The 25,865-nt window shown below is 67.5% G+C and carries 24 protein-coding genes and 3 pseudogenes; 12 read left to right on the plus strand and 15 right to left on the minus strand.

Annotated features, from left to right (window positions below; all coding sequences use genetic code 11):
• The 6 genes and pseudogenes from VMD50_RS27280 to VMD50_RS27305 form a co-directional block, all read left to right on the plus strand.
• A pseudogene (locus VMD50_RS27280) lies at nt 1-1,070 on the plus strand (HNH endonuclease signature motif containing protein); the annotation flags it as partial.
• A 79-nt stretch (nt 1,071-1,149) separates the two neighbouring features.
• Nucleotides 1,150-2,805 (plus strand): PE family protein, encoded by a 1,656-nt coding sequence (locus VMD50_RS27285; protein WP_325432664.1) that lies wholly within the window; start codon nt 1,150-1,152, stop codon nt 2,803-2,805.
• Nucleotides 2,806-3,218: 413 nt separating this feature from the next.
• A complete protein-coding gene (locus VMD50_RS27290) occupies nt 3,219-3,431 on the plus strand; it encodes a hypothetical protein (RefSeq protein ID WP_414686192.1) in 213 nt (70 codons plus the stop codon).
• Between the two features lie 100 nt (nt 3,432-3,531).
• Nucleotides 3,532-3,657, plus strand: coding sequence for a hypothetical protein (locus VMD50_RS27295; protein ID WP_325432666.1), 126 nt, complete (start codon nt 3,532-3,534; stop codon nt 3,655-3,657).
• A gap of 52 nt (nt 3,658-3,709) precedes the next feature.
• On the plus strand, nt 3,710-4,738 hold the full coding sequence (locus VMD50_RS27300) for a hotdog fold thioesterase (RefSeq protein WP_325432668.1): 1,029 nt from the start codon (nt 3,710-3,712) through the stop codon (nt 4,736-4,738).
• Between the two features lie 81 nt (nt 4,739-4,819).
• On the plus strand, nt 4,820-6,025 hold the full coding sequence (locus VMD50_RS27305; RefSeq protein ID WP_325432670.1) for an amidohydrolase family protein: 1,206 nt from the start codon (nt 4,820-4,822) through the stop codon (nt 6,023-6,025).
• Here VMD50_RS27305 and VMD50_RS27310 read toward each other — a convergent pair.
• Nucleotides 6,017-6,511 (minus strand): DUF421 domain-containing protein, encoded by a 495-nt coding sequence (locus VMD50_RS27310; protein ID WP_325432672.1) that lies wholly within the window; start codon nt 6,509-6,511, stop codon nt 6,017-6,019. The two genes, VMD50_RS27305 and VMD50_RS27310, sit on opposite strands and share 9 nt — an antisense overlap.
• Nucleotides 6,512-6,804: 293 nt before the next feature.
• Here VMD50_RS27310 and VMD50_RS27315 point away from each other — a divergent pair, with 293 nt between their 5' ends.
• Entirely contained in the window at nt 6,805-8,793 is a 1,989-nt protein-coding gene (locus VMD50_RS27315; protein ID WP_325432674.1) for a SpoIIE family protein phosphatase, read from the plus strand.
• Here the strand turns inward: VMD50_RS27315 and VMD50_RS27320 are convergent.
• Entirely contained in the window at nt 8,753-9,997 is a 1,245-nt protein-coding gene (locus tag VMD50_RS27320) for an acyl-CoA dehydrogenase family protein (protein ID WP_325432676.1), read from the minus strand. The two genes, VMD50_RS27315 and VMD50_RS27320, sit on opposite strands and share 41 nt — an antisense overlap.
• Nucleotides 9,994-11,145, minus strand: a complete 1,152-nt coding sequence (locus VMD50_RS27325) for an acyl-CoA dehydrogenase family protein (protein WP_325432678.1) — start codon at nt 11,143-11,145, stop codon at nt 9,994-9,996. The genes VMD50_RS27320 and VMD50_RS27325 overlap by 4 nt, the downstream gene beginning before the upstream one ends.
• A gap of 153 nt (nt 11,146-11,298) precedes the next feature.
• Here VMD50_RS27325 and VMD50_RS27330 point away from each other — a divergent pair, with 153 nt between their 5' ends.
• The gene (locus VMD50_RS27330; RefSeq protein ID WP_325432680.1) at nt 11,299-12,093 is read left to right on the plus strand and encodes a hypothetical protein; all 795 of its coding nucleotides are present in this window, start codon (nt 11,299-11,301) and stop codon (nt 12,091-12,093) included.
• The gene (locus VMD50_RS27335) at nt 12,090-12,722 is read left to right on the plus strand and encodes a hypothetical protein (protein WP_414686193.1); all 633 of its coding nucleotides are present in this window, start codon (nt 12,090-12,092) and stop codon (nt 12,720-12,722) included. The genes VMD50_RS27330 and VMD50_RS27335 overlap by 4 nt, the downstream gene beginning before the upstream one ends.
• 5 nt (nt 12,723-12,727) lie before the next feature.
• Here the strand turns inward: VMD50_RS27335 and VMD50_RS27340 are convergent.
• From VMD50_RS27340 to VMD50_RS27360, 5 genes and pseudogenes are all read right to left on the minus strand, one after another.
• Nucleotides 12,728-13,231 (minus strand): annotated as a pseudogene (locus VMD50_RS27340) (alpha/beta hydrolase fold domain-containing protein); the annotation flags it as partial.
• A gap of 116 nt (nt 13,232-13,347) precedes the next feature.
• Nucleotides 13,348-13,776 carry a hypothetical protein gene (locus VMD50_RS27345; protein ID WP_325432682.1) on the minus strand — a complete coding sequence of 143 codons (429 nt, stop codon included), beginning with the start codon at nt 13,774-13,776 and terminating at the stop codon, nt 13,348-13,350.
• A gap of 6 nt (nt 13,777-13,782) precedes the next feature.
• A complete protein-coding gene (locus VMD50_RS27350; RefSeq protein WP_325432684.1) occupies nt 13,783-14,931 on the minus strand; it encodes an amidohydrolase family protein in 1,149 nt (382 codons plus the stop codon).
• Nucleotides 14,931-15,968 carry an amidohydrolase family protein gene (locus tag VMD50_RS27355; protein ID WP_325432686.1) on the minus strand — a complete coding sequence of 346 codons (1,038 nt, stop codon included), beginning with the start codon at nt 15,966-15,968 and terminating at the stop codon, nt 14,931-14,933. The genes VMD50_RS27350 and VMD50_RS27355 overlap by 1 nt, the downstream gene beginning before the upstream one ends.
• Nucleotides 15,965-16,354, minus strand: a complete 390-nt coding sequence (locus tag VMD50_RS27360; protein WP_325432688.1) for a Rieske (2Fe-2S) protein — start codon at nt 16,352-16,354, stop codon at nt 15,965-15,967. The genes VMD50_RS27355 and VMD50_RS27360 overlap by 4 nt, the downstream gene beginning before the upstream one ends.
• 91 nt (nt 16,355-16,445) lie before the next feature.
• Between VMD50_RS27360 and VMD50_RS27365 the strand changes: the two genes are divergently transcribed.
• Nucleotides 16,446-17,672, plus strand: coding sequence for a cytochrome P450 (locus tag VMD50_RS27365; protein WP_325432690.1), 1,227 nt, complete (start codon nt 16,446-16,448; stop codon nt 17,670-17,672).
• The gene (locus tag VMD50_RS27370; protein ID WP_325432692.1) at nt 17,669-18,826 is read left to right on the plus strand and encodes a Zn-dependent alcohol dehydrogenase; all 1,158 of its coding nucleotides are present in this window, start codon (nt 17,669-17,671) and stop codon (nt 18,824-18,826) included. The genes VMD50_RS27365 and VMD50_RS27370 overlap by 4 nt, the downstream gene beginning before the upstream one ends.
• 2 nt (nt 18,827-18,828) lie before the next feature.
• On the opposite strand, the gene VMD50_RS27375 is transcribed toward VMD50_RS27370, so the two are convergent.
• The 6 genes from VMD50_RS27375 to VMD50_RS27400 form a co-directional block, all read right to left on the minus strand.
• Nucleotides 18,829-19,560, minus strand: a complete 732-nt coding sequence (locus tag VMD50_RS27375; protein WP_325432694.1) for an SDR family NAD(P)-dependent oxidoreductase — start codon at nt 19,558-19,560, stop codon at nt 18,829-18,831.
• Nucleotides 19,557-20,009, minus strand: a complete 453-nt coding sequence (locus VMD50_RS27380; RefSeq protein ID WP_325432696.1) for a VOC family protein — start codon at nt 20,007-20,009, stop codon at nt 19,557-19,559. Before VMD50_RS27380 ends, VMD50_RS27375 begins: the two co-directional genes overlap by 4 nt.
• A 400-nt stretch (nt 20,010-20,409) precedes the next feature.
• Nucleotides 20,410-20,673 carry a dsRBD fold-containing protein gene (locus VMD50_RS27385; protein WP_325432698.1) on the minus strand — a complete coding sequence of 88 codons (264 nt, stop codon included), beginning with the start codon at nt 20,671-20,673 and terminating at the stop codon, nt 20,410-20,412.
• Between the two features lie 107 nt (nt 20,674-20,780).
• Nucleotides 20,781-21,617, minus strand: coding sequence for an SDR family NAD(P)-dependent oxidoreductase (locus tag VMD50_RS27390; protein WP_325432700.1), 837 nt, complete (start codon nt 21,615-21,617; stop codon nt 20,781-20,783).
• 18 nt (nt 21,618-21,635) lie between these two features.
• Complete coding sequence (locus tag VMD50_RS27395) at nt 21,636-22,856, minus strand: cytochrome P450 (protein ID WP_325432708.1); 1,221 nt, start codon at nt 22,854-22,856, stop codon at nt 21,636-21,638.
• Nucleotides 22,857-22,867: 11 nt separating this feature from the next.
• Nucleotides 22,868-23,893, minus strand: coding sequence for an LLM class F420-dependent oxidoreductase (locus VMD50_RS27400; protein ID WP_325432702.1), 1,026 nt, complete (start codon nt 23,891-23,893; stop codon nt 22,868-22,870).
• A gap of 82 nt (nt 23,894-23,975) precedes the next feature.
• Between VMD50_RS27400 and VMD50_RS27405 the strand changes: the two genes are divergently transcribed.
• Nucleotides 23,976-25,472 carry an acyl-CoA carboxylase subunit beta gene (locus VMD50_RS27405; protein ID WP_325432704.1) on the plus strand — a complete coding sequence of 499 codons (1,497 nt, stop codon included), beginning with the start codon at nt 23,976-23,978 and terminating at the stop codon, nt 25,470-25,472.
• Between the two features lie 43 nt (nt 25,473-25,515).
• Here VMD50_RS27405 and VMD50_RS27410 read toward each other — a convergent pair.
• Nucleotides 25,516-25,865, minus strand: a pseudogene (locus VMD50_RS27410) (TIGR03857 family LLM class F420-dependent oxidoreductase); the annotation flags it as partial.

Raw genomic sequence — 25,865 nt, forward strand, 5'->3', positions numbered from 1 at the left:
CGGCAGGCGGCCGCCCAGCTGGAGCTGATCGGGCGCTTGTTTCGTTACCGACTCTCGCGGTGTTCGGACAACGAGGACTGTGCCATCGACACGATGGAGGCGGTGGCCGCGGAGATCGCCGCCCACCTGCGGATCAGCCAGAACCTGGCGTCCAGTCGGCTGCGCTATGCCCGCGCGCTGCGTGAGCGCCTGCCTCGAGTGGGGCGATGTGTTCAAGGCCGGCGACATCGACTACCGGACGTTTCAGACACTGGTGTATCGCAGCGATCTGATCACCGACGACGAGGTGCTGGCCGCGGTGGACGCCGAGTTGGCCGCCAACGTGACACGCTGGCCGTCCATGACCCAGGGCCGGCTGGGCGCGCAGGTGGACAAGATAGTGGCCAAAGCTGACGCCGATGCGGTGCGGCGACGCCGCGAGCGCGTGGCGGGCCGCGAGGTCTGGATCGGGCAGGTTGGCGACGGGCTCTCGGAGATCAGCGCGACCGTGTTGACCACGGATGCGCAGGCGCTCGACCAGCGCCTCACGGCGTTGGCGGCCACGGTGTGCGCCCAGGATCCACGCACTCGCGAGCAGCGCCGCGCCAAACGCGCTGGGGGCGTTGGCGGCGGGCGCCGACCGGCTGGGCTGCCGGTGTGGGCGCGGTGACTGCGCAGCCGGCAAGCGGCCGGCGGCCTCGCCGGTGCTGATCCACGTGATCGCCGAGCAGGCCACGCTTGACGGCCGCTCGGCGGAACCCGCGTCGGTGCTGGGTGCCGACGGCCTGATCACCGCCGGTCTGCTCGCCGAGCTCGCCAAGTCAGCCAAGCTGGTGCCGCTCGTCCACCCCCTCGACGCCCCACCCGAAAACGGCTATGTCCCCTCGAAGGCGCTGGCCGATTTCGTGCGGTGTCGGGATCTGACGTGCCGCTGGCCCGCTTGTGACCGCCCCGCCATCGATTCCGACATTGACCACACGATTCCCTACACCGCCGGCGGGCAGACCCACGCGTCGAACCTCAAGTGCTACTGCAGAACTCACCGCAGGCCGAGTCCCTTCTGCTGGCTCGGCCGTCGCAAAAGTTTGCCGAAACGGCGTATGCGGGGGTGGAAGCGGCGATAGTGTCCTTCCCGCCGGGGGTTTGGTGGGATCGGGTAGATGGAGAGCGATGTCGTATCTGGTGGCGGCCCCCGAGTTTTTGGCGTCGGCGGCAACGGATCTGTCCCATATCGGCTCCGCGCTGAGCGCCGCGCATGCGACGGCGTGGGCCCCGACGACGGGGGTGCTGGTCGCGGCCGAGGATGAGGTGTCGGCGGCCATTGCGGCGGTGTTCTCCGCCCACGGTCAGGGCTTTCAAGCGCTCAGTGCTCAGGCGGCGGCGTTTCATACCCAGTTCGTGCAGGCCATGAACGCCGCCCAGGGTGCCTATACGGCCACAGAGGCGGCTAACGTCTCACCGTTGCAAACCCTGGAGGAGGCGGCTAACGCCTCGCCGTTGCAAACCCTGGAGGACGATGTCCTCGGCGTGATCAATGCGCCCACCGAAGCGCTGCTGGGACGCATGCTGATCGGCAATGGCGCCAACGGGGCACCCGGCACCGGGCAGGCCGGGAGGCCCGGCGGGCTTTTGTGGGGCAATGGCGGTGACGGTGGCTCCGGGGCGCCCGGGCAGACCGGTGGCCGCGGGGGTGACGCCGGGTTGTTCGGAAATGGCGGGCGGGGTGGCGTCGGCGGGGCTGGCATCACCGGCACCACGGGCCTCGCGGCCAACGGCACCGACGGCGGCATTGGCGGCATCGGCGGTACCGGCGGGGCGGGTGGCAACGGCGGCCTGTTGTACGGCAATGGCGGACCCGGCGGCGACGGCGGCGTCGGCGGCGGCGGCGGCGGCGGTGCCAACGGTTTCGTCGGCACCATCCTTCAAAACCCCTCTAACGGCTCCATCGTTTACAGCCCGACCAATGGTGGCAACGCCGGCAACGGCGGCAACGGGGGGCCGGGTGGCCAAGGATCATTCCTCTTGGGCCTCGCCGGCGCCAACGGCAACGGGGGCGCGGGCGGCATCGGCGGCGATGGCGGCAGCATCAACCTCGACACCACCGCCAACGTCGCCACCTTTAGCGGCGGCAACGGCGGCAACGGTGGGTTCGGCGGCATCGGCACCATCGGCGGCCACGGCGGCAACGGCGGCAACGGCGGCAACGCGATTATCACCGCCGGCACCGCCGCCGGTGCCGGCGGCGGAGGTGCTGGCGCCGGCGGCGCCGGTGGGGACAGCACCGGCGGTGGCCCCGGTGGCACCGGCGGTAGCGGCGGTACTGGCGGTCTTGCCTTTACCGCAGCCGGCGGCCTGGTCACCGACGCCCTTGGTGGTACGGGCGGTGCGGGCGGAGGTGCCGCGGGGACGACCGGCGGTCCCGGTGGTGGCGGCGGTGGCGGGGCCGCCTCCACCAGCGGCGCCGCCTCGATCGGCGGTGGTAACGGCGCTTACGGCGGCAGCACCGACCCGGACTGGGCCGGTAGTGGCGGCGGTGGCGGCTTCGCCGCCGGCGGCGCCGGCACCATCCAATCCGCCGGCGGCGGCGGCGGTGGTGGCGGCGGTATGCCCGGCGGCACCGGCGGGGTCGGCGGGAACGGTGGCGGCGGCGCGGTTGGCGGCGCCGGCGGCACCGGCGGCACGCCGGGCCTCAACGGTGGCCCTGGCGGCGGCGCGCACGGGAACAGCGGCGGCACGGGCTACATCGGCGGCGGCGGTGGCGGCGGCTTCGGCGGTGGCAGCGGCTTAACCCTCGGTGGCAATGGCGGCAACGGCGGCGGCATCTAACACCGACTCCGACTAGAACCTCCGCTCATCGTCCTGCGCGACCCCGACAACATCCAGATCGAACTGACCGCCGGTTGACACCTGTCGAATTACTAGACCCTTAAGCGTTCTTCGCCAAATCGGTGCCAATGTTCGGCGTTTTTTATCGTTTGGTGCCCTACCATGCAAGCTGTCCCGAAATTTACCCATGGCAAAATTCCGGTCGACTGAAAACGGCTTGACCCCAACGGTGTTCACGGTCCGCCACCCAGCCGAAATCGTTGCGGTTCCGTGATTCGAGGTGATCGGCCGTGGTCCGCGGACGTCGTGCTGGTCGAGTGTGGCCATAGGCCACAATCCGTAACAGTCCCGCGCGCGTCACCACCCCGGGCAGCGCCCTGCTGTTTCCCGCGCTATGCGTACCCACCGGCGGTATGCCGCCGGCCGAAACACCGCCCCAAAAGCCGTGCGCCGAGCGCACCGCGATGATGCCCAAACGGCGCCGCACCCGCGCCCAAGACCGCGCCGCCCGCGTCGCCGCCGAACGCCACCGCAACCGCCAAGCCCGCCTAGCCCGAAAAGCCGCCAGGCCCAGCTACTTCCGGCTCACCCCACCCGCCGACGACGAGGATCCGCCGCCGTTTTAAGCACGGCTTTTGGGATCGGTAGCCGGCAACGGACGCAAAGCTTTCGCAAGTCGTCGGCCATAACCTACCGCCGGCAAGAGCGAAAGGAACGCTTCGTGGAGTGCATCCCGGGATGGGCAACGTCTCCAACATGATCTGGGACGGCCACAAACCGCCGCCCCCACCCGCCCTGATCAACAGAGACAACTGCCAGCAGAGACTCGGCATCTTCTGCCCCAAAGCGTGAACGAGCGGCAGGTCCTCGAGGATATAGCGCCTCGCGCGGTAATCTCATTCTCATGGCTGAACCGAACGAGGAAGCCGAAGTGACGCGGGGCGATCGCTTCATCAAGACGGCCGTCGAGATACTGGGTGAAACCGGGCGCACCGACTTCACCGTGCAGGAGGTCGTCGCGCGCTCCAAGACCTCGCTGCGGGCGTTCTACCAGCATTTCAGCGGCAAAGACGAGTTGCTGCTGGCGCTGTTCGACAGGACCATCGCGCAATCGGTGCAAGCCTGGCGCGCCGAGACCGATGGGCTGGACAGCACCGCCGCGCTGAAGCTGGTGATCGACCGCGTCAGCCAGCAACCGGAATCCACCACCCAGGACAGCCTGAACAGGGCGCTGACCCTCTACAACCAGCACCTGGCCGAGACGCGTCCCCGCGACTACGCCCGAGTGCTGTCCCCCTTGCATCAACTGATTCGCGACATCGTCGGGCAGGGCATCACCGAAGGGGTCTTCAACCCGGGACTCGATGTCGGGGCCGCTGCCGCGATCGTCATGCAGACGATCATGGGTGCGCAGCGATTGCATTGGCTCGGCACGGAGTTGATCAGAACACCGATCGACGCCGGCCAGCTCTACGACTTCTGCAGCCGCGCGCTCGGCATCCGCGACACCGACGAGGAGGCGGTCGCTCCCTCGCTGGCCGAGCTGTTCGCCCAAATCGGAATGCGACCGGGCACGCATAATGGCGAATTCGCGATGACGATGCCGGTCAGCCCGCACGTGACCAATACATCGGGTGCGCTTCAGGGCGGCTTGATCGCCACGCTCGTCGACGTGGCGGGCGGACAGTTCGGGCTGGAATACCTCCAGCCGGGCACCACGATGACGACCGCCGACCTGTTCGTCCGGTACCTGCGTCCGATCAAGCGGGGCGCCGCGCGCGCGGTGCCGCGAATGCTGCGATCCAGTCGCCGGGCGATGGTCATGCAGGTCGACATTTACGGCGACGGCGACGAACTCGCCGCGACCGCGACCGTGAACTTCGCGATCATCAACGGCCCGACGCCGACGGGGGGCCTCCGGGCCGACGATTAGGCCCCCTACAACCCACCGCCCAAAAGTGGTAACGTCATTACCACCTACCGAGAACCCAAAACTTCTCCGAAGGAGATCGCCATGCCGTCCCGCGAACTTTCCTTTCCCGTGTTCGACGCCGACAACCACATGTACGAGCCGCAGGAGGCGCTGACGAAGTTCCTGCCGGACAACCGCAAGAACGTGATCGACTACGTGCAGGTTCGGGGTCGCACCAAGATCGTGGTGCGCGGCCACATCAGCGAGTACATCCCCAACCCGACCTTCGAGAAAGTCGCCAAGCCGGGCGCCCAGGAGGACTACTTCCGCCACGGCGCGCAGGGCAAGACCTACCGCGAGATCCTGGGCGAGCCGATGAAGGCCATCCCCGCCTTCCGGGAACCGGGCCCGCGACTCGAGGTCATGGACGAGCTCGGCATCGACTACGCGCTCATGTTCCCGACGCTGGCCAGCCTGGTCGAGGAGCGCATGAAGGACGACCCGGAGATGACCCACGACGTCATCCACGCGCTCAACCAGTGGATGTATGAGACTTGGTCGTTCAACTACAAGGACCGCATCTTCGCCACCCCGGTGATCACCCTGCCCATCGTCGAGCGCGCGCTCGCGGAACTGCAGTGGTGCCTGGAGCGTGGCGCCCGCACCGTGCTGGTCCGGCCGGCGCCGGTGCCCGGCTACAGGGGCAGCCGGTCGTTCGGACTCGAGGAGTTCGACCCGTTCTGGCAGGCCTGCGTCAAGGCCGAGATCCCGGTCTCGATGCACGCCTCGGACAGCGGTTACTCGGAGTTTGCCAACGTGTGGGAGCCGGGCGACGAGTTCCTGCCGTTCAAACCGACCGCCTTCCGCAGCTTCACGATGGGCCATCGGCCGATCCTGGACGCGATGGGCGCGCTGGTGTGCCACGGCGCGCTGTCACGCAACCCGGAGTTGCGGATCCTGTCGATCGAGAACGGCGCCGACTGGGTGCCCGACCTGTTCAAGGGCCTCAAGGGCGTCTACAAGAAGATGCCGCAGTCTTTCAGCGAGGACCCCATCGAGGCGTTCAAGCGCTGCGTCTACATCACCCCGTTCTGGGAGGACCGGTTCACCGAGATCGTCAACATGGTGGGCACCGATCGGGTGCTGTTCGGATCCGACTGGCCCCACCCCGAGGGCCTCAAGGACCCCATCTCCTTCGTCGACGAGCTCACCGACTTCGATGAAGAGGACGTCGCCAAGATCATGGGCGGCAACCTGATGAAGTTGATGAAGGTTTCCGCGCCGGCGAAGAAGCCAGTCTCAGCCTGATCGCCCGGCTTCGTCGAAGACGGAGACCACGCCCTTGGTCTCGAACAGCGCGAGGCCGACGTCGGCGGGTGTTCGGTGACCATGCTGGCGCAGGATCGCATCCAGGTCTTCCCGGGTGATCCGGCAACGCCTCAGGTTCGCCTCGTTGAGTTCGCCGTGGCGGATTAACACCCGCACCGGCGGGTCGACGAGCCGGCGCACCCACGGGATGAAGCGCAGCCGCGCGACGACGTCATGGGCGGCGATCAAGGCCACCAGGGCCGCAGAGCCGGTGAGCCACGAGGTGTCGGCGCTCGTGGCGGTTCGACCGACGATGGCGCCGACCGCGACGGCGGTGACCCAGTCGAACGGCGTGAACTCGGCGATGGTTCGCCGCTGCGTGAGCCGGAAAGCCGTTGCGGCGGTGACGAATAACGCCACCGCTTTGAGCGCGGCATACACCGCTGGCCGCCACCCGTCGACGAAGTGCAGTAGGAGATCAGTCATCTGGCGGCAATTCGGTCAGGCGCGCCGGCAGCGCGCTACGGGAGTGCCAACGAGGCTGGCGAGTCCGGGCTCGTTGTCGAGGAGGTCGCGCAGTGCTCCGATGACGGTGTCCGGATCGCTCATCTGACCAGAGGTACCCGCACACACTCGGCGTAACCGCGGTGGCCGGCGCCGCCGCGCCCGATCAGCCACTAAACGAACCGATGCGGTGATTGCCCGACAGCCGTTGATAACCTGTTTTAACCTGCGTGTCCACTAACCGCGCAGCGAGGTTCCGTAGGAGGGACGGCCAATTGGTCGCCGAAAGCGACTGGGACAAGACCGTTGGTGCGGCGGACGACGTTCGCCGCATCTTCGAGAACGTCCCCGCGATGCTCGTCGGCCTGAAGGGGCCCGATCACCGGTTCGTCGCGGTCAACGCGGCCTACCGCGCGTTCAATCCGACGGGCAACCCCGTGGGGAAGCGTGCGGTCGAGGTCTTCCCCGAGCTGGAAAGCCAGCAGATCTACCAGATGTTCGACCGGGTGTATGAAACCGGCGAACCGCAATCCGGCAGAGAGTGGCGGCTGCAAGCCGACTATGACGGATCGGGCATCCAGGAACGGTACTTCGACTTCGTGGTCACGCCGCGCCGCGCGGACGACGGGTCGATCGAGGGTGTGCAGATCATCTTCGACGATGTCACCGAGCGGGTGCGGGCGCGGGTGGCCGCCGAGGAGCGCATGGAGGAACTCTCGGAACGCTATCGCAGCGTGCGGGAATCTGCCATCGTCATGCAGCAGGCACTACTGGCCCCGTCGGTGCCGGTCGTTCCCGGCGCCGACATCGCCGCGGAGTACCTCGTCGCGGCGGAGGACACGGCGGCCGGCGGCGACTGGTTCGACGCAATCGCGCTCGAGGACCGGCTGGTTCTCGTCGTCGGCGACGTCGTCGGCCATGGCGTCGAGGCCGCGGCGGTCATGTCGCAGTTGCGCACGGCCCTGCGGATGCAGATATCGGTGGGGCGCAGCATCGTTGAGGCGCTCGAAGCGGTCGATCGTTTCCGCGAACACGTGCCGGGGTCCAAGTCGGCCACCCTGTGCGTCGGTTCGCTCGACTTCGCGACGGGCGAATTCCAGTACTGCACAGCGGGACACCCGCCACCGCTACTGGTGAGCGCCGGCGCCAACTCGCGGTACGCGGAACCGTCGGGCGCGGGACCTCTGGGCAGCGGCACCGGATTTCCGGTCCGCACGGAGGTGCTGGAGGTCGGCGACTCGGTCCTGCTGTATTCCGATGGGCTGATCGAACGTCCGGGCCGGGCGTTGGGCGCCAGCACCGCGGAATTCGCGGAATTGGCCGCGAATATCGCCGGCGGCAGCGGCGGGTTCGTCATCGATTTGCCGGGGCGCCCGATCGACCGACTCTGTTCGGAGACTCTGGAGTTGCTGCTCCGGTCGACCGGCTACCAGGACGACGTCACGCTGCTTGCGGCGCAGCGGCGCACGCCGCCGCCACCGCTGCGCATCACCGTGGACGCGACGATCCACGCCGCGCGCAGCGTCCGCGCGCGGCTTCGCGAGTGGCTCTCTGAGATCGGCGCCGAGGCCGACGACATCTGTGACGTTGTGCACGCGGTGTCCGAATTCGTCGAAAACGCCGTCGAACACGGGTACGCGACGGCGACGCCCGACGGAGCTCAAAAGGGGATCCTCGTCGAGGCCGCGCTGGCCGGCGACGGCAACCTGCACGCCTCGGTGATCGATTACGGGCGGTGGAAGGACTACCGCGAGGGCGAGCGCGGCCGCGGGCGCGGACTCGCGATGGCCGAGGCCCTGGTGTCCCAGGCGCAGATCACGCACGACGCCGGCGGGACGACGGCCAGCCTGACGCACCGCCTGTCGCGACCTGCCAACTTCATCACCGACACGACGGTCAGCCGGGCACACCGCCGACGACCCCACAACGCCGAATTCGTCTCGCTGGTCGGAGACGCCGGCCGCATCGTCGTCAGCGGCGACGTCGACACCAGCACCGCATCCACCCTGGACCGCCAGATCGCGGTCGAAAGCCGCTCCGGCATAGGGTCTTTGACGATCGACCTCAGTGGAGTCACCCATCTCGGATCGGCGGGCATCAGCGCGCTGGCCGCCGCCCGCGACCGGGCGCAGACGCAGGGTGGCGCCTTCGTGCTGGTAGCCCCGCCCGGCAGCCCGGCTTACCACGTCCTGTCGCTGGTCCAGATGCCCTTTATCAGTAACGTCAGCGGCGATCCAGACCCTGACCGTGCCGCACCTGACTGAACGGCACCCCGCGGTCGGCGGCGTATTCGCGCGGGAAGCCCAGCACCCGCTCCCCGATGACGTTGCGCGCCATCTCGGTGGTGCCGCCGCCGATGGCGACGTTCTGCCGGGACAGGTACCGAAGCCCGGCTTCCAGGCCCTCGCCGACTTCCCCCACGACGCCGGCACTTCCGGCGATCGCCAGCGCGGTGTCCATGTCCAGCGTGACGGTCTCGGAGTGAAAGAGCCTGATGAGCGTACCGGCGGCCGGGGGCAGCGCGCCGTCCCGGACGTTGCGGTACACGTGGTCGATGAGTTGCTCGGCCACCGCGCGGTGCACGAGCACCCGGCCGGCCATCTCGTGGACCCGTTCGTCGTCGGCCCGGCCCGTCTTCTGGGCCAGGGCCACGTAGTCGACGGGTTTCGTGGAGCCGCCCTCGCTGCCGCTGCCGCTGGAGAACTCCGAACCCTGCCCGACCGCCCGGCGTTCGTGATAAAGCTGCCGCGACGCCACCGCCCAGCCACCGTTGACGTCGCCGACGACGGCGTCGTCGCCCACGTCCACTCCGTCCAGGAATTCCTCGCAGAACTCTCTGGACCCGCTCAGCATGGTGATGTGCCGCAACGTGATTCCCGGATGGGCGATGGGCACCAGGAACATGGTCAGGCCTTCGTGTTTGGGCACCTCCCAGTCGGTGCGCGCCAGGCACAGGCCATAGTCGGCCGCGAACGCGCTGGTGCTCCAGGTCTTCGCGCCGTCGATCACCCAACGGTCGCCGCGGCGTTCGGCCCGGGTGATCACGCCGGCCAGATCCGACCCGCCGCTGGGTTCACTCAACAGCTGCACCAGCACTTCGTCGCCGCGCAGCGCCGCGGCAATGTGCCGCTTCTTCTGCTCCTCGGTGCCGGTGTCGAGCAGCGTGGCGCAGCAGATTGTGAATGTGGGGGTGTTGAGAATCAGCGGCATCTCGTAGCCGAAGGATTCGGAGTCGAACGCCTTCTGATATTCGTAATCCAGGCCAAGGCCGCCGTACTCGCGGGGAAAACAAATGCCGGCGAACCCGCCTTCGTACAGCCGCTTTTGCAATTCGCGGGCGCGCTGCCACGATCTCTCGTCGTCGCGCGGTGCGGGCGGCGGATACTCGGGGTCGATGGCGGTCATGTTGTCCGCCAACCACTTTCGGGCCCGCGCGGCGAACTCGGGAACGGATTCTGCGGTCGTCATCCGGCGTTCGCCATCGATCGGGCCGCTTTCTCCGACTCGTACACCCGCAGGTTGTGTTCCTCGGGCGTGCCGAACATGGAGCGATACAAGGTGACTCGCCTCAGGTACAGGTGCAGGTCGTGTTCCCACGTGACGCCGATGCCGCCGTGCATCTGCACGCACGCCTGGACGACCCGCACGGCCATCTCGCCGACGTAGGACTTGGCTATGCTGGCCGACAGGCCCGCGTCGGGCGAGCGGGCGGCGACGTCGGTGACCGCGGCGGCCGTGGTGGCGCGGCACGCTTCCAGCCACAGCTTCATGTCGGCGAACCCATGCTTGAGAACCTGGTACGACGCCAGCGGGCGGCCGAACGTGTGCCGGTCCAGCGCCCATTGCGCGGTGAAGTCGAACACCGTTTGCAGGATGCCGACCACCTCGGCGCACTGCAGCACCTGGGCGATCTGGCTCTGCCGCTCGATCAGGGCGGCGGTCTCGCCCGCGCTGCCGACGACCGCGGACGGCTCCACAACCACCCCGTCGAAATGCACCCGCGCGTATTGCTTGACCAAGTCGACCGACTGCTGGGCCTCGATGCGGACGCCCGGTGCGTCCGTCGGGACCAGGAACTGACGGATCTCGCCGCCGCACCGCGCAACGACCAGCAACACCGCGCTTTGGGCGCCGGCCTCGACCCGGTCCTTGGTGCCGTTGATGCTGAAGCCGGCGTCCGTCCGGGCGGCCGTCACCGACGGGTCCAGCGGCGCCCAGCCCCGGCCCGGCTCGCACACCGCCCACGACGCCACCGCTTCACCGGAGATGAGCGAGTCGATGGTGGCGGCGTGCGACTCCGGGTCTGCGCACTCGGCGAGCGCCGCCAGCACGACGCTGACCGGATACAGCGGTCCCGGCGCCACCGTCTTGCCGAGTTGTTCGGCGACCATGGCCAGATCCTCGAGGCCGCTGCCCGAGACGCTGCCGCCGCCCAGCTCCTCGGGCACCAGCAGAGCCGTCCAACCGAGTTCGGCGGCACGCCGCCACCAGGGCGGTTCGAACGACTGGCCGGCCGCGTGCAATTCCCGGACGCGACGCAACGGCGCTTCTTTTTGTAGAAAGGCCTGGGTTGTGGAAGCGAAGAGTATCTTTTCGGGAGAGTCGACAGCGGTCATGATGCCGGAGGATTCGGGAGAAAGTGTGGGTGGTTGATCATCCGCCTGGTCGGTTCTCGTGGGAGTTCGCTGGGATTCTGATGTTAGCAACGAGCAATACCGTAAGAGATACCGGAGTTCAATCGATAATGGTCGTGACGAGCGGTGATCGCGATGGCTGAGGCGAACGAGCCGCCTGAAAATCCGATCGGATCGGAGGCCGACGCCCAGGCGTTGCTCGCCGAGGTCGAGGCCGAAGCTGCCGCGGCCGAAGCGCTGGCCGCCGCGGCCCAGGCCCGCGCCCGCGCCGCCCGGTTGCGACGCGAAGCCCTCGGCCTGCCGGATCCCGCCGAGGTGTACGGCGGCGACGAGGCTTACGACGAAGACTACGACGAGGACTACGACGAGGACTACGACGAGGCGGCCGCCGAGGAATACGACGAGGAATACGACGAGCCCGTCACGGAACAAGTGGGCTGGCGCCGGTGGTTGCCGGCGATCGCCGCGGTGGCCACAGTCATCGCGATCTGCGCTTTCGCCGGAGTGAGCGCATACATGGTGGTCCAACACCGCGACGCCACCCGGCACCAACAGCGGGAAGCGGCGTTCGTCGGCGCGGCCAAGCAGGGCGTCCTCAACATGATCTCCCTCGACTTCAACAAGGCCAAAGAAGACATCCAGCGCGTGATCGATGGCTCCACCGGCCAATTCAAAGACGACTTCCAGCAGCGGGCCAACGACTTCATATCAGTGGTCACCCAGTCGAGAGCGGTCACCGAAGGAACCGTGAACCGCGCGGCGCTCGAGTCCATCAACGGGAACTCCGCGGTGGTATTGGTCTCGGCGACCTCGCAGGTCACCAACTCCCCGCCCGGCAAGGACGTGCCGCCCCTGGTCTGGCGGCTGCGAGTGACGGTCGCCAATGTCGCCGGGCAGTACAAGATGTCGAAAGTTGAGTACGTACCGTGACCGAAGATGTGCGCGACATCGATTCGGCTGCACCGGAAGCCGAGCCGGAAGCCGAAGCCGAGGAGACCGCGGAACCCTTTGGCGACGAGGTGGAGGAGGACACCCCCGAGCTGAGCGAACCCCGGCGCCGTCGCCTGTCGCCGGGGCTGCGCAAAACGATCGCGGCGGTTCTGGTTGTGCTCCTGCTGGTTTCCGGCGGTGTGGCGACGTGGTTGTACTTCAAGTGGTACCGGCCCGATCAACAAACCGACGACAGCGTCGCCCGAACGGTGGCCGTCGCCGCGTCCGAGGGAACGGTGGCGTTGCTCTCTTACTCCTCCGACTCGCTCGACAAGGACTTCGCGAACGCCAGGTCGCACCTCACCGGCGATTTTCTGTCCTACTACGATCAATTCAGTCAGCAGACCGTGGCCCCGATGGCCAAGCAGAAGTCGATGAAAACCACGGCCAAGGTGACCGGCGCCGCGGTGTCGGAGCTGCATCCCGATTCGGCCGTCGTCCTGGTTTTCGTCGATCAGGTCACCACGACCAAGGACAGCCCCCAGCCGTCCGTGGCGGTCAGCAGCGTGCTGGTGCGCATGAGCCGGGTCAACGGCAACTGGCTCATCACCAAGTTCACCCCGGTCTAGCCGTCCTACGTCGCGAAGACGCGGCGAAGCGTCTGCGCGTGCAGCGCCCGGTTTTCTTGGGAGACAACCCAATCGGGGACCAACGAATCGAAGCCGTTGAATGTTGCTGCGATGACATGCAATTCGGTGTGCACGTAGGCGTGCAACAGCCGGTTGGCGTAGTCGATGGCTTCGTCGCGGCACGGGTCGATCTCGGAGCAACTGATGAACGTGGGCGGCAGCCCCTCGAGGTTGGCCCGGTGCGCGGGCACGTGTTGACCGGTGGCGGTCGCGTGGCCCAGGTAGTGGCTCCAGGCCCGGCTTACGGCGGGGCCGTTGAGGCCCGGCGTGCGCTGGAATTCGCGGCGCGACGGCATGGTATCGGAGTCGAGCATCGGCTGGTGCAGGATCTGCACCAGGATCGGCGGCCCTTCCTCGTCGAACATCCGCTGGGCCAGGCCCGCGACGAGTGCCGCGCCCGCATCCCGGCCCATCACCGCGATGCGACTGGGGTCGGCGTCCAGATCGGCGGGCAGCGTCTCGGCGCGGAATTCGACGATGTCCAGCTCGATCGCGGCCTCCCGTAATGCCGGGTCGATGCGGTGAGGCCTTGCGGCCGTGTCAGGTTGGTCTGCCTCATGCGCTCTCATCTTCCGTGCGGGAAACCCTCGTCAAGGTAGACCTGCGATTCCATGTGCTGAAAGATGCGGTACTTGTCGCCACGAAAAGCGAGCAGCCACGTGACCCAGCTGGCGCCGGTGTGGGCGATGTCGGACTCCTGCCCGGTGAAGCTCCACCGGCTCAGGAGGACGCACCGGGCAACGCCCCCGGGAAGCTCATCGGCGGACCACAATTGCGACGACACCGAGGCGCGCTTCAGGCGGCTGCCGATCCGGGCCCAGTGCCGATCGAGCTCGTCGGCGCCGAGTAGCGGCGCCGCGTACTCGTCGCCGATGTAGATCGGTCGCAGGGTCTCCCGCTCCCACAGGTCGGCCAGCCCGGCGAAGTCCAGCGCGGACCACTTCTCGTCATACTCGTTGACCAGAGCGGTCAGTTCGGCGGCCAGATCGGCCACACCGGGTCACCGTTCTCCGGGAAGCGCCTTGACCATCGCCGGTAGCCCGTAGAGGGTGGTCGCGTTGCCGCGCATGATCCGCTCCCGCTGGTCGGCGGGGAACCGGTTGATCGCGTAGGTCGGCGAGTCGTAACTCCAGTGCGGATAGTCCGTCGAGAACATGAGGTTGTCGCCGAGGTCCATCATCTCCAGGTACTCGCGGAACTGCACGGTGTCGGCGTCCTCCAGCGGCTGGGTGGTGAACCGGACGTGTTCGCGCACATACTCCGACGGGCGCCGACGCACGTGAGGCAGGTCGCCGCGGCGGGCTTCCCAGATCCGGTCCATCCGCGACATCACCGGCATCGCCCAGGTGAAGCCGCCTTCCACGAAGACCACCCGCAGGTCGGGGTGGCGGTCGAAGGCGCCGTCGAACACCAGGCTCATCAGGTGCGCGACATACAGCAGCGGCCAGGACGCGAAGAAGTCGTGCCAGTGCGCGGGATTGCCGACCGGGTAGATCGGGATCAACTCAAACGGCGTCTGGCCCATCAGGTGGGTTGCCACGGGAAATCCGTTGCGGGAGGCGGCCTCGTAGAGCGGGTCGAAATGTGGGTTGCCGAAAGGGATTCCGCGGGTCTGCGGTGTCATCAGCACCTGGGCCATGTAGGGGTGCCCTGCCCACCGCTCCACTTCCCGGGCGGCCTGCTCCGGCGCCTGCGCGGTGACGCTGATCGATCCGCGCCAGCGGCCGTGCCAGTTGTACTTGTCGAGCCAGACGTCGGCGAGCCAGTCGTTGTAAGTCGACTTGAGAACGTGTTCGGCCTGGGGCAGTTGGGCGTCACACATCGGCTCCAGCGTGGCGATGCTGACGCCGGCGTCGAGAAGCAACTGCTTGGCGGCGAAATCCGGGTCGCTGCCGGCGACGCCGCCGCCCGGCGGGGCGGCGTCCAGGCGCAGCGACATCGTCTTGTACGAATCGGGGGTGTCGTAGAAATGCGGCACCGGGGCGACCGCGTTGCCCGTCGGCCAGATCTTGTCCACCCATTCGGCCGGCGCGTAGGACTTCAGCACGTCGGCCGAGACCGGCAACGGATGCACGTCGGTGTCGACGATGGTGACCGCTATCTCGTCCGCGTGACCCGTGGGTGAGTCGAGTCGCTCGATCGTTGTCATCAGACACGCTCCTTAAGCCCGTAGAGCTCACTGGCATTGCGCCACAACACCTTGTCGCGCTGGGCGGCATCCAACCCCTCGGCTATCGCCTCCGGCGGCGACGTGGACCAGTGGGGGTAGCTCGATCCGTACATCAGCAGGTCGGACTTGCCGGTGAAGTCCATCCACCGCTGCATCGCGTCGGCCTCCGCCGGCCCATCGAATGCCGATGCGCAGAACCGGACGTGTGCGGGCAGGTATTCGCTGGGATACCGGTCGACCCAGGGGGTCTGGTCGCGCATGGACAGCCAGAAGGTGTCCAGCCGCCACATCAGCGGGGTGAGTATGTCGTAGCCGCCGTCGGCGAACACGAACTTCAGGCCCGGGTGCCGGCCGAACACGCCCTCGATGATGAGGGTGGACAGGTGCACGAAGTAGTTCAGCGGCATGAACGCCGCGTATCCCGGGTAGGTGTGCGCGTGCCCGGCGAAGGTGGGCGGGTGATCGACGCCGTTGCCGCCGTTGATGTGCACGGCAACCGGCAACCCGTGCGTGGCGGCGGCCTCCCAGATCGGCTCGAACATCGGTTTGCCGTACGGCTCGCGCGACTGCATGGGGACACCGACCTGCACCAGCTTCGGGTGGTCGGCGAGGCGCTCGATCTCGGCGACCGCGCCCCTGGCGTCTTCGGGGTTGACGCGGATGGTGCCCCGGAACCGGTCGGTGGTGTCGGGCTCCAGCCAGCGATCGAGCAGCCAGTCGTTGACGGCCGCGCAAATTCGGCTGTTGAGCAGGTAATCGGCGATGTTGCCGCGGGTCAGCGGGTTCAGGACGGCGTAATTGACGCCCATGTCATCGAAGAGGTGCCGGCTCACGGTCTCGGGGTCCGAACCCGGGTAGTGCTCGCCGTAGAGGTCCGCCCGGTAGTCGCCGCCGGGCGCCTGATACCACTGCTGCTCGACGTCGGGGATCGACCGCAGCTGGTGAGCCGCCGGGAGGTAGCGCCGTATCTCGGCGTTGTAGCGGAAGTGCGGTTGCACGTTGGCATCAATAATCATGCGGTGAGATAGACCTCCCCGTCGGTTACGTCGACCTGGTAGGTGCGGACGCGGCGCCGCGGATCGGCCACGTTTTGACCCGTGGTGACGTCGAATTCCCAATTGTGCCAAGGGCATCGAACGATCTGCCCGTCGCGGACGCGGCGCAATCCGTCGAGCGATTCCGGAGCCGACTCGTTGGTGCCGCCGATCAGACCCAGGCACAGCGGGGCGCCCTCGTGCGAGCAGTAGTTGACGATCGCGTAAAGCTCACCGTGCACGTTGTAGACGCCGACGCCGAACTTTCCGACGTCGACCAGCTTCATCCCGCCGGGCGGCAGCTCGTCCAGGGAGCACACGAATCGCCGGTCGGGCACCTGAGGATCACCGCCTCCCGGAGAGACCATACGCCGTTGGGCTTCGTTGCTATTTATACTATGATAGCGACATTCCCCCAGCACCCACCCGCCTGTAACCGGCTGCTCAGGAGGAGCGCGAATGACGCTCAGCACAGACCCGGACGGCCAGCCCGTCACCCTTGACCTCACGGGCGAAATCAGTCCGTACCCGTTTTTCGAATACATGCGGCGCACGGATCCGGTCTGGCACGGTTCCCTGGCCGACCACTCGCAGATGCCGGAGGAACTGCGGCCGAACGACGAATGGGTCCTGTTCGGGTACGACGGGCTGTTCCAGGCGTTCCGCGACGACCGGGTCTTCACCTCGGCCGCCTACGACAAGTCGATCGGATTGGTGATGGGCCACACCATCCTGGCGATGGGCGGCAAGGAGCACCACGACCACCGCAGCCTGGTGGCCAAGGCGTTCCGGGCAACCGCGCTGGAGCGGTGGGAGCCGTCGGTCATCGGGCCGGTCTGCGATCGGCTGATCGACGAAATCAAGAACGACGGCCACGCCGACCTGGTGAAGGCCCTGACGTTCGAATTTCCGACCCGGATCATCTCCACACTGCTCGGTCTCCCCGCCGAGGATCTCGACATGTTCCGGCGCTTGTCCCTCGACCTCATCTCGATCCCGACCGACATCATGGCCGGGCTCACAGCGGCGGCGGAACTGCACGGCTACTTCCTCGACCAGGTGGAGCAGCGACGCCGCAAACTGACCGACGACATCATCGGCGACCTCGTCGCCGCCGAGATCGACGGCGAGAAGCTCACCGACGAGGCGATCATCGCGTTCCTGCGCCTGCTGCTGCCGGCCGGCCTGGAGACCACCTATCGTTCGTCCGGCAATCTGCTGTACCTGCTACTGACCCACCCCGAGCAGCTGGCGATGGTCCAGCGCGACCGGTCGCTGATCCCGGCCGCCATCGAGGAGGGCCTCCGCTTCGAAACGCCGCTGACGATGGTCATGCGGACCACCACCGAGGAAGTCGAAATAGGCGGCAAGACAATACCGGCCGGCGCGCAGGTCGACATGTGCATGGGCTCGGCCAACCGCGACGAAACCCGCTGGGCCGACCCCAACGCCTTCGACATCCACCGGCCGCGCCACGCCCACATCGCGTTCGCGGCCGGCATTCACATGTGCCTCGGCATGCACCTGGCGAGGCTGGAAACGCGGGTCATGCTGAACAGCCTGTTCGACCGCGTCCAGCATTTGGCCCTGGTGCCCGACGACGGAAGCGGCGATGCGTCCAGGATCGTCGGACTCACCTTCCGGTCGCCCAACAAGCTGCCGGTGACCTTCACCCCCGCCGCATGAGAAGCCGCGCGGCGATACTGCACGACGTCGGCGGGCCATGGTCTGTCGAGGAATTCGAGCTCGACCCGCCCCGCGCCGGCGAGGTCCTGGTCCAGCTGGCCGCCGCCGGGTTGTGCCACTCCGACGACCACATCCTCAAGGGCGACATGTCGGCACCCAACGAGGTGATGCGATCCCTCGGCCTGCCAACCATGTTCCCGACGATCGGCGGCCACGAGGGGTCCGGCATCGTGCGCGAAGTCGGCCAGGGCGTCACCGATTTCGTGCCGGGCGACCACGTGGTGATGTCGTTCGTGGCCGTATGCGGGCAGTGCCGCTGGTGCGCGAGCGGGACCGAGTACCTGTGCGACGTCGGCATCGGCACCATGGTCCCGGGGATGCCCACCGACGGCACCTTCCGCCACCACACCGCCGAGGGCCGGAACCTGGGCCACATCGCCAAGGTCGGCGCCTTCGCCGAACACACTGTGGTGTCGACGAATTCGCTGGTGAAGATCGAGCCGCACCTGCCGCTTGCACCGAGCGCGCTGCTGTCGTGCGCGATTCCGACCGGCTACGGTTCGGTCGCGAACCGCTCCAACATGCGCGCCGGCGATACCGTCGTCGTGATCGGCGTCGGCGGAATCGGCACCGGCGCGATCCAGGGCGCCCGGATCAACGGCGCCGCGCAGATCGTCGCGGTCGATCCCGTTGATTTCAAACAGAAGTCGGCGCTGCAGTTCGGTGCGACGCACAGCGCCGCGACCGCCGCCGAGGCGCTCGACCTGGTGCGCGACCTGACCTACGGGGTGATGGCCGACGCCGTGGTGGTCTCGCCTTCCTTGATCACCGCCGACGACGTCCGCGACGCGGTGAAGCTCACCCGCAAGGGCGGGACGTGTGTGCTCACCGGCATGGCGTCGCAGCTGACCCGGTCCGTGAACATCGACCTGCAGGACTTCATCCTTATGAACAAGACGCTGGCGGGCACCATATTCGGCTCGTGCAACCCGAAGGCGGACATCGCCCGGCTGGCCAGGCTGTATGCGACCGGGCAGCTGCAGCTCGACGAGATGATCACCAAGCGCTATCGCCTCGACGAGGTCAACGACGCGTATGACGACCTCCTGGACGGCAAGATTGTCCGGGGCGTCATCGATTTCGGGATCGCCTGAGGCTATTCCTTGCGGGTCATCACCCGCTGCAGTTGGCCGTACGCGTCGATTGGGCTGTGCAGCGCCAGGCCGCCGTCGGCGTGCACGATTTGGCCGGTCACCCAGGGCAATTCGAGGACGCCCACGATGGCGCCGGCCACGTCGGCGGCCTCACCCAGGCGCCCGAGCGCCGTGCGCTCGGACAGGCCCTCCACCCAGCCGGGAAGCTGTTCGGGCTTGGCCAGCATCGGCGTGCGGGTGACGCCGGGGCCCACGGCGTTGACCCGGATGCCGTGCACGCCCCATTCCACGGCGGCGACCCTCACCAACATGTCGACGCCGGCCTTGGACACGCAGTAGGCGCCCATGTCGCGATCCGCGAGGGTGCCGCTGATGCTCGAGACCGCGACGATCGAGCCGCCCACGCCGGCGTCGACCATGGCCCGCGCCCCCGCCCGGATGGTCAGCCAGGTGCCGGTGAGGTTGACCGCCAAGACCCGTTCCCATTCCGCGGGTGGTTGTTCGAGCAGCATGCCCGACGCGCCGATTCCCGCGCAGGTCACTATCCGGGTGGGCGCGCCGTGGTCGCGCACCGTTTCTTCCATCGCCGCCGACACCGCGTCGGGATCGCTGACATCGCAGGCGATGTCGCCGCCGGACAGGTCCCAGACCACGACGTCGTGACCCGCCTCGCGCAGCCGCGCGGCGACCTCCCGCCCGATCCCCGACGCGCCCCCGGTCACCAGCGCGGTCATTTCGCGGGCCCGATCAACTCGACGAGCACGCCGTCGGGCGCGGTGATCACCGCCATCGGGACCGTCGTGCCGCCCGGGGCCGGCACGCTGATGCGGCGGACGCCCTCGGCGAAACCCAGTGCGGCGAGGGCGGAAAGTGTCTCGTCGACGTCACGCTGCAGGGACAGCAGGAAGAACCCGTGCTGGGGCCGCCGCGCTGCGACGATGCCGGCCGAAACGGCGTCCGTGGCGCCCTCGAAGACGACCAGTTCCACGATGCCCGTGTCGGGTGTCTGCGGATCACCCAGGAACACCGACCGGAGCCGATCGGTCGGTGCGCCGAAGAGTTCCGGCCAGTCCCCGGTGAAGTTGTGGTCGAACAGTTCGGTGAATCCCAGGCCGTCGCGCCAGAACGTCATCGAGCGTGCGACGTCGGCGGTGCAGATCGCGGCGTGGTGGATACCGGGCATGGACTTCCCCTCTGCTTCAGACCGTTCCGCGAGCGTAGATCCCGCGGTCGTCGGCTGCCAGGTTGTAGATAATCAGACCATGTCAACGGGCCAGTCTCAGGCCACCCGACGTTTGGCCGACGCAGCTGTGACGGTCTTGCTGCTGGCAGGCCACGGCTTGCTCGTGCTGTACACGATCGGGATGGCGGTCGGGCTCACCCGCGAACAGGAATACCTGGAGTCGAGGTGCCGATATCACAACCTCGACTGCAGTAACCCCTGGCGCACCGATAGGGCCCCGGTCGCGATGGGCCCTGGCCGTCTGGCGCATCACCAAGCGACGACGATCATTTTTCGTACCATTGCTGTTCTGCGTCGGCCATATCGTCGTCATAGCGGTACTCGGCTTCATCGGTAAGCCTTAGCGTTCGCTGATCAGTTTCGTGGCGCGGGACAGCTCGGTCAGCCGGGCCGCCAGGTCCGCCAGCGCTCGAGCCGTCGCCAGCTCGTGGCGGGCTTCGCGAGCCAAGCATTCGGCGGGATGACGATAAGCGACACCGACCCCGGTCAAATGCACGCTACCCCATTGCAACTCAGCCCTCGCTGTTGTCCTGCCAGGATGCTCGTCGAGCGCTACCGTGACCATCGGATGAGTGGGACATGTCGAGACGCTGGTGTGGTACATGTACGAATCATGCTGCGGGACAGGCGCACTTTCGTGCTCATGGACCGGCGTGGCGCATTCTGGTGACTTTGGTCCCACCGGCGACTGCCGATGGACACTCCGCGCGATCAAACGATTTTCGCCAAGGTGCGATCCCACAACTCACGCGCCAGCACCGGATCGTAGGCCGCGCGGTGGGCCTTGGCGACCTTGCCCTTGGAGTAGTACTCGCCGGAAGCCCAATCGACGCCGGGCGCGCTCGACGCCAGCCAGACCAGTTGGTCGGCCCCTTGGTCTGGGGTGACGGTAAACCGGGCTGAAATCGGAATCCGGTACTTCATGAATACGAGAAAACGTGATCCGGATGCCTCGCCGAAGTTGGAGTTGACGTAGCCGGGGTGAAACGCCGCGGCGGACAATCCGCTGGCGTGGTATCGCCGATGTAACTCCTTGGTGAAGAGGATGATTGCGAGTTTGGTGAGGGCATAGGCGGAGCCGGGCCGGCGTCGGGTTGTGTCCTCCAGGTCGGCGATGGTGACGCGCGGAAGCAGTCGCTGCGACGAGCTGGTGGTGTTGATGACGGAGGCGCGGGAATCGACGAGCACCTCCAGCAACCGCGTGGTGAGCAGGAACGGCGCCAGGTAGTTGACCTGAAACGTCATCTCGTGGCCGTCTATGGTCCTATGGGTCCGGTGGGCCTTGGTGAACAGGCCGCCGGCGTTGTTGGCCAACACGTCGATGCGCGGATACCGGGAGCGAATCTTGTCCGCCAGGGCCCGCACCTGGGACAGGTCTGCGAAGTCCGCCACGAAGTAATCGGCGTCCAGTTCCGCGGCCACCGCGGCGGTCTTGCTTTGCGACCGGCCGACCACGACAACGTCTGCGCCGCCCCGGCGTAACCGACGGGCCGCCGCGGCGCCGATGCCGTCGCTGGCACCGGTGATGACGATCGTCCTACGCGCCATTGCCTTGGGGGCCGGGAATCAGGTCAGCGAGTAGCCCACCGGCAGGTGTTTGAGGCCCCCGACGAAGGTGGTGGCGGTCAATTGCGGATCACCGGTCAGTTCAATGGATTTGAGCCGGGGCAGCAGCTCGGAGAAGAAGCTGTTGACCTCCATGCGGGCCAGGGCCGCCCCCATGCAGAAGTGCACGCCGTAGCCGAAGGCCAGGTGTTTGTTGGGATCGCGCCCGACGTCGAAGCGGAACGGGTCGTCGAAGACGTCCTCGTCGCGGTTGGCCGACAAGTAGGACAGCAACACGGAATCGCCCGCGGCGATCGGTATTCCGCGCACCGTGGTGTCCTCGGCGGCGGTGCGCATGAACTCCTTGACCGGGGTGACCCAGCGGATCATTTCCTCGGTGGCCAGCGGCATCAAGTCGAGGTTGTCGCGCAGGCGCTCCAGCTGGTCCGGATTCTCGATGAGCGCCTGCATGCCGCCGGAGATGGTGGCGCTGGTGGTGTCGTGGCCGGCGGTCGCCACGATGAGGTAGTACGACACCGTGTCGATGTCCGACAGCGGTTCGCCGTCGATGCGGGCGTTGGCGATCGCCGACGCGAGGTCCTCGGTCGGGTGCTCGCGGCGCGACGCGGTCACCGCGTTGAAGTACTGGAACATGTCGAACAGCGCGGGCAACTGATCCTCGTTGGTGGTGCCCCGTTTGAATTCGGCGTCGTCGCTGCCGAACAGCTCCTGGGTTAGCTTGAGCATGCGCGGGAAGTCGGCCTCGGGCAGCCCGAGGAGTGACATGATCACGTAGAGCGGGTAATTGACGGCGACCTGCTGGACGAAGTCGCACTCGGGGGCCGCCGCCATCATCTTGTCGACGTAGATCTTGGCCAGTTCGTCGACGCGAAGCTTCAACGCGCGCATCGCCTTCGGGCGAAACCAATCGGAGCCGATCGCGCGCACCACCCGGTGCTGCGGGTCGTCCAGGTGGATCAGCGTGCGAACCCCGGCCGCGAGCGCCTGCTCGTCGCCTTCCACGGTGGTCAGCACGGGCCGCGGCCAGTTGGTGAACAGCATGTTGTCGCGTTCGATGTCCATGATGTCGGCGTGCTTGGTGATCGCCCAGAACGGCTTGTAGTTCGGCACGTCGACCCAGGACACCGGCGCGCTGGCGCGCAGGTGAGTCAGCGCCGCGTGCAGCCGCCGCTCGTCGGTGTACGCCAGCGGATCCGTCAATAGCCTGGCAGCCTCGTCGATCGTCGGCGTGCTCACTCGCGAAACTCCTTCACTACGGTGGTGATACAGGATGGGGAGGCGGTCAAGAAGATGGGCAGGACCCGGTCGACCGCGCCCTCGCAGCGACTCTTCAAACCCGCCGCGATCGTGTCGGCCGGACCGACGACGGCGAAAGCCGCGAGCATCTCGTCGTCGATGAGCGAGCCCATGGTGTCCCACTCCCCCGCCAGGGAGAGACGGTGCAGTTCGGTGTGCAAGTCGCCGCCCCAGCCATGCAGCTCGAGGACCCTGCGATAGGCCGGCGTCGATCCGTAGAAGGCGATCTGCTTGCGCACGGCGGTGGTGGCGGCCGCCAGTTCGTCGTCGTTGCGGCCGGTCGCGACCAGCACTTCGCACGACACCTCGAACACGCCGCGATCCCGCCGGGACCGCTGCATCCCGCGCAGCAGGGCCGGCAGAGTCACCTCCTCGAGGTAGCGCTTCGAGACCATCGGGTGGCCGAGGTGGCCGTCGGCGACCTCGCCGCACATCTCGGTCATCGTTTCGCCCACGGCGGCGAGGAACACCCTCGGCGGCGAATGGGGCTGCGGCTCGGGCGTAAACATCGGCGTCATGATCTTGTGGGTGTAAAAGTCGCCCTCGAAACGAAGCTTCGTGCCGTCCTTCCACGCCGACCAGATCGCGTGCAGCGCGGCGACGAATTCGCGCATCCGGGGCGCCGGGTGGCTCCACGGCATGCTGAACCGTTTCTCGATATGGGGCTGGATTTGGGTGCCCAGGCCGAGGATGAACCGGCCCTGCGAATAGGCCTGCAGGTCCCAGCCGATGTTGGCGACGATCATCGGATTGCGGGCGAACGCGACCGCGATGTTGGTGCCCAGCTCGAGTCGCGACGTGTGCTCCGCGGCCAGCAGCAGGGGCAGAAACGGGTCGTGGCTGGTTTCGGCGGTCCAGCCGCCGTCGTACCCGTCCTGTTCCAGAGCGCCAGCCACGAATGGCACCTTGGCGAGCTGATTGGGGATGCTCCCGTCTAGCTTGAGGCGGGGGGTGCTACCCATGCGGGTGACTTTACAGTAAGCAATCCAGTATGTGACCCTGCTCCTCTAGGCGTGACGCGTCCGCATGAGGTAGGACATAGGCATGACGAAAGCCCGGGATTGGGGGGAAACGCTCGACGATCTCGAGCGTCGCCGTCAGCGTGCGTGGGGAATGGGCGGCCCGGAACGCCTCGACAAGCATCGCGGCAAGGGCAAGCTGGATGCCCGGGCCCGCATCGAGCGACTCCTCGACCCGGGCACCTTCCGCGAGTTCGGCACGCTGGTCGGCGGCGAGGTCGCGGCCGACGCACTGATCGTCGGCTCCGGTGAGATCAACGGCTCGCCGGTGATGCTGGGCGCCGAGGACTTCACCACCATGGCCGGCAGCATCGGCCCGGGCGGCAACTCCAAGCGGTACCGCATCGCCGAACTCGCGCTGCGGGAGAAGATTCCGCTGGTGATGCTGCTCGAAGGCGCGGGGTTTCGGCCCACCGGAGGGCATTACGGGCGCAGCCCCACCGATCTGCTCGCCCAGACGCAGTGCTCGGGACGGGTCCCGACCGTCGCCGCGGTGCTCGGCCCGTCCGCCGGTCACGGCGCGCTGGTGGCCCCGGTCTGCGACTTCCGGATCATGAGCGCCCAGGGCGCGATCTTCACCGCCGGACCGCCCGTCGTCAAAGAGTCCACCGGAGAGGACATCTCGAAGGAGGACCTCGGCGGACCGGACGTCGCCATACCGAGCGGCGTCATCCACAACGTGGCCCAGGACGACGAGGCCGTGCTCGACGACATCCGGCGCTACCTGTCCTACTTCCCGCCGAGCGCGTGGTCGTACCCGCCCTCGCTGCCGGCCTCAGAGGCGACCGCGCCGCGACCGACGCCGGAGCTGCTCGACATCGTCTCCCGCGACAACCGCCGCGTCTACGACATGCGCGCCGTGCTCGATGTAGTCTTCGACGGCCCCGACTGGTTCGAAGTGCAACCGCTGTTCGGCAAGGCGATCATCTGCGCGCTGGCCCACCTCGGCGGCCACCCGGTCGCCGTGGTGGCCAACCAGCCCAAGGTGCTGGCCGGCTCCATCGACGCCGACGCCGCCGACAAGGCGGCGCACTTCATCACCGTGGCCGACTCGTTCCACCTGCCGATCGTCTTCCTCGCCGACAACCCCGGGATGCTCCCGGGCAGCCGATCCGAGCGCAGCGGCGTGCTGCGTGCCGGCGCGCGGATGTTCGCGGCCCAGACCGCGGCCACCACGCTGAAGCTGCACCTCACCCTGCGTAAGGCGTACGGGTTCGGCTCCATGGTCATGTCGCTGCTGGGTTTCGACCATCAGGTCGCGACGTTCGCCTATCCCGGCGCGACGATGGGCGCGATGAGTGCCGCCGCGCTCAGTCGCGCATCGCACGCCGGCGAGGACCTTTCCGCCAAGCTGCGCAACGCCGAGCTGCAGGCGTCGTATCGGTCGGCCGAGCACATGGGGTTCGACGAGCTCATCGATCCCCGCGAGACGCGCGTCGCGCTGCTGGCCTCACTGCAGCGCGGCCTATCCAGCCGCCAAGCCGCCGCCGAACCGGTGGCGCGCACCGTCATCATGCCGTGACGCCCATTCGCGAAAGTGCAACTGCCGACGGCGTCTCCCGGGAAATGCGTCGCCAGTTGCCCTTGTGGTCGATCCCACCCGCGATCGACGTCACCACCGGATCCGCCCGAAAGCGTTGCAGCACAGCGGGATCCCAGCCGTTGGTGCGCACCATCAGGTCCCCGTACCCCTGCAGGTAGGTGGCCAGGCGCGCGACGGTCTTCTTCAGCCGCAGCTGTTCGGGAAGATGGTCGCCGACGGTGGCGAAGCACGACCACACCCGCACGCTGTCGGGGTCGCGGCCGGCCTTCTCCGCGGCCGTCTTGACCGTCGCCACGCAGCGCTGCAGCGTCTCCGGGGTGAAGTAGGTGTGCAGGATCACGTCGTCGAAAACCCGGCCGCCGAGCGCGAGCG

It is taken from the genome of Mycobacterium sp., assembly GCF_035506235.1.
GTDB lineage: Bacteria > Actinomycetota > Actinomycetes > Mycobacteriales > Mycobacteriaceae > Mycobacterium.

Bases quoted from the DNA above. Each gene is read 5' to 3' on its own strand.
- VMD50_RS27400 (WP_325432702.1), bottom strand. From the start codon at position 23,893: ATGGGTAGCACCCCCCGCCTCAAGCTAGACGGGAGCATCCCCAATCAG.
- VMD50_RS27355 (WP_325432686.1), bottom strand. From the start codon at position 15,968: ATGATTATTGATGCCAACGTGCAACCGCACTTCCGCTACAACGCCGAG.
- VMD50_RS27305 (WP_325432670.1), top strand. From the start codon at position 4,820: ATGCCGTCCCGCGAACTTTCCTTTCCCGTGTTCGACGCCGACAACCAC.
- VMD50_RS27385 (WP_325432698.1), bottom strand. From the start codon at position 20,673: ATGTACCACACCAGCGTCTCGACATGTCCCACTCATCCGATGGTCACG.
- VMD50_RS27310 (WP_325432672.1), bottom strand. From the start codon at position 6,511: ATGACTGATCTCCTACTGCACTTCGTCGACGGGTGGCGGCCAGCGGTG.
- VMD50_RS27390 (WP_325432700.1), bottom strand. From the start codon at position 21,617: ATGGCGCGTAGGACGATCGTCATCACCGGTGCCAGCGACGGCATCGGC.
- VMD50_RS27350 (WP_325432684.1), bottom strand. From the start codon at position 14,931: ATGACAACGATCGAGCGACTCGACTCACCCACGGGTCACGCGGACGAG.
- VMD50_RS27380 (WP_325432696.1), bottom strand. From the start codon at position 20,009: ATGCCCGGTATCCACCACGCCGCGATCTGCACCGCCGACGTCGCACGC.
- VMD50_RS27405 (WP_325432704.1), top strand. From the start codon at position 23,976: ATGACGAAAGCCCGGGATTGGGGGGAAACGCTCGACGATCTCGAGCGT.
- VMD50_RS27320 (WP_325432676.1), bottom strand. From the start codon at position 9,997: ATGACGACCGCAGAATCCGTTCCCGAGTTCGCCGCGCGGGCCCGAAAG.
- VMD50_RS27360 (WP_325432688.1), bottom strand. From the start codon at position 16,354: ATGGTCTCTCCGGGAGGCGGTGATCCTCAGGTGCCCGACCGGCGATTC.
- VMD50_RS27365 (WP_325432690.1), top strand. From the start codon at position 16,446: ATGACGCTCAGCACAGACCCGGACGGCCAGCCCGTCACCCTTGACCTC.
- VMD50_RS27300 (WP_325432668.1), top strand. From the start codon at position 3,710: ATGGCTGAACCGAACGAGGAAGCCGAAGTGACGCGGGGCGATCGCTTC.
- VMD50_RS27330 (WP_325432680.1), top strand. From the start codon at position 11,299: ATGGCTGAGGCGAACGAGCCGCCTGAAAATCCGATCGGATCGGAGGCC.
- VMD50_RS27285 (WP_325432664.1), top strand. From the start codon at position 1,150: ATGTCGTATCTGGTGGCGGCCCCCGAGTTTTTGGCGTCGGCGGCAACG.
- VMD50_RS27370 (WP_325432692.1), top strand. From the start codon at position 17,669: ATGAGAAGCCGCGCGGCGATACTGCACGACGTCGGCGGGCCATGGTCT.
- VMD50_RS27325 (WP_325432678.1), bottom strand. From the start codon at position 11,145: ATGACCGCTGTCGACTCTCCCGAAAAGATACTCTTCGCTTCCACAACC.
- VMD50_RS27290 (WP_414686192.1), top strand. From the start codon at position 3,219: ATGCCGCCGGCCGAAACACCGCCCCAAAAGCCGTGCGCCGAGCGCACC.
- VMD50_RS27375 (WP_325432694.1), bottom strand. From the start codon at position 19,560: ATGACCGCGCTGGTGACCGGGGGCGCGTCGGGGATCGGGCGGGAGGTC.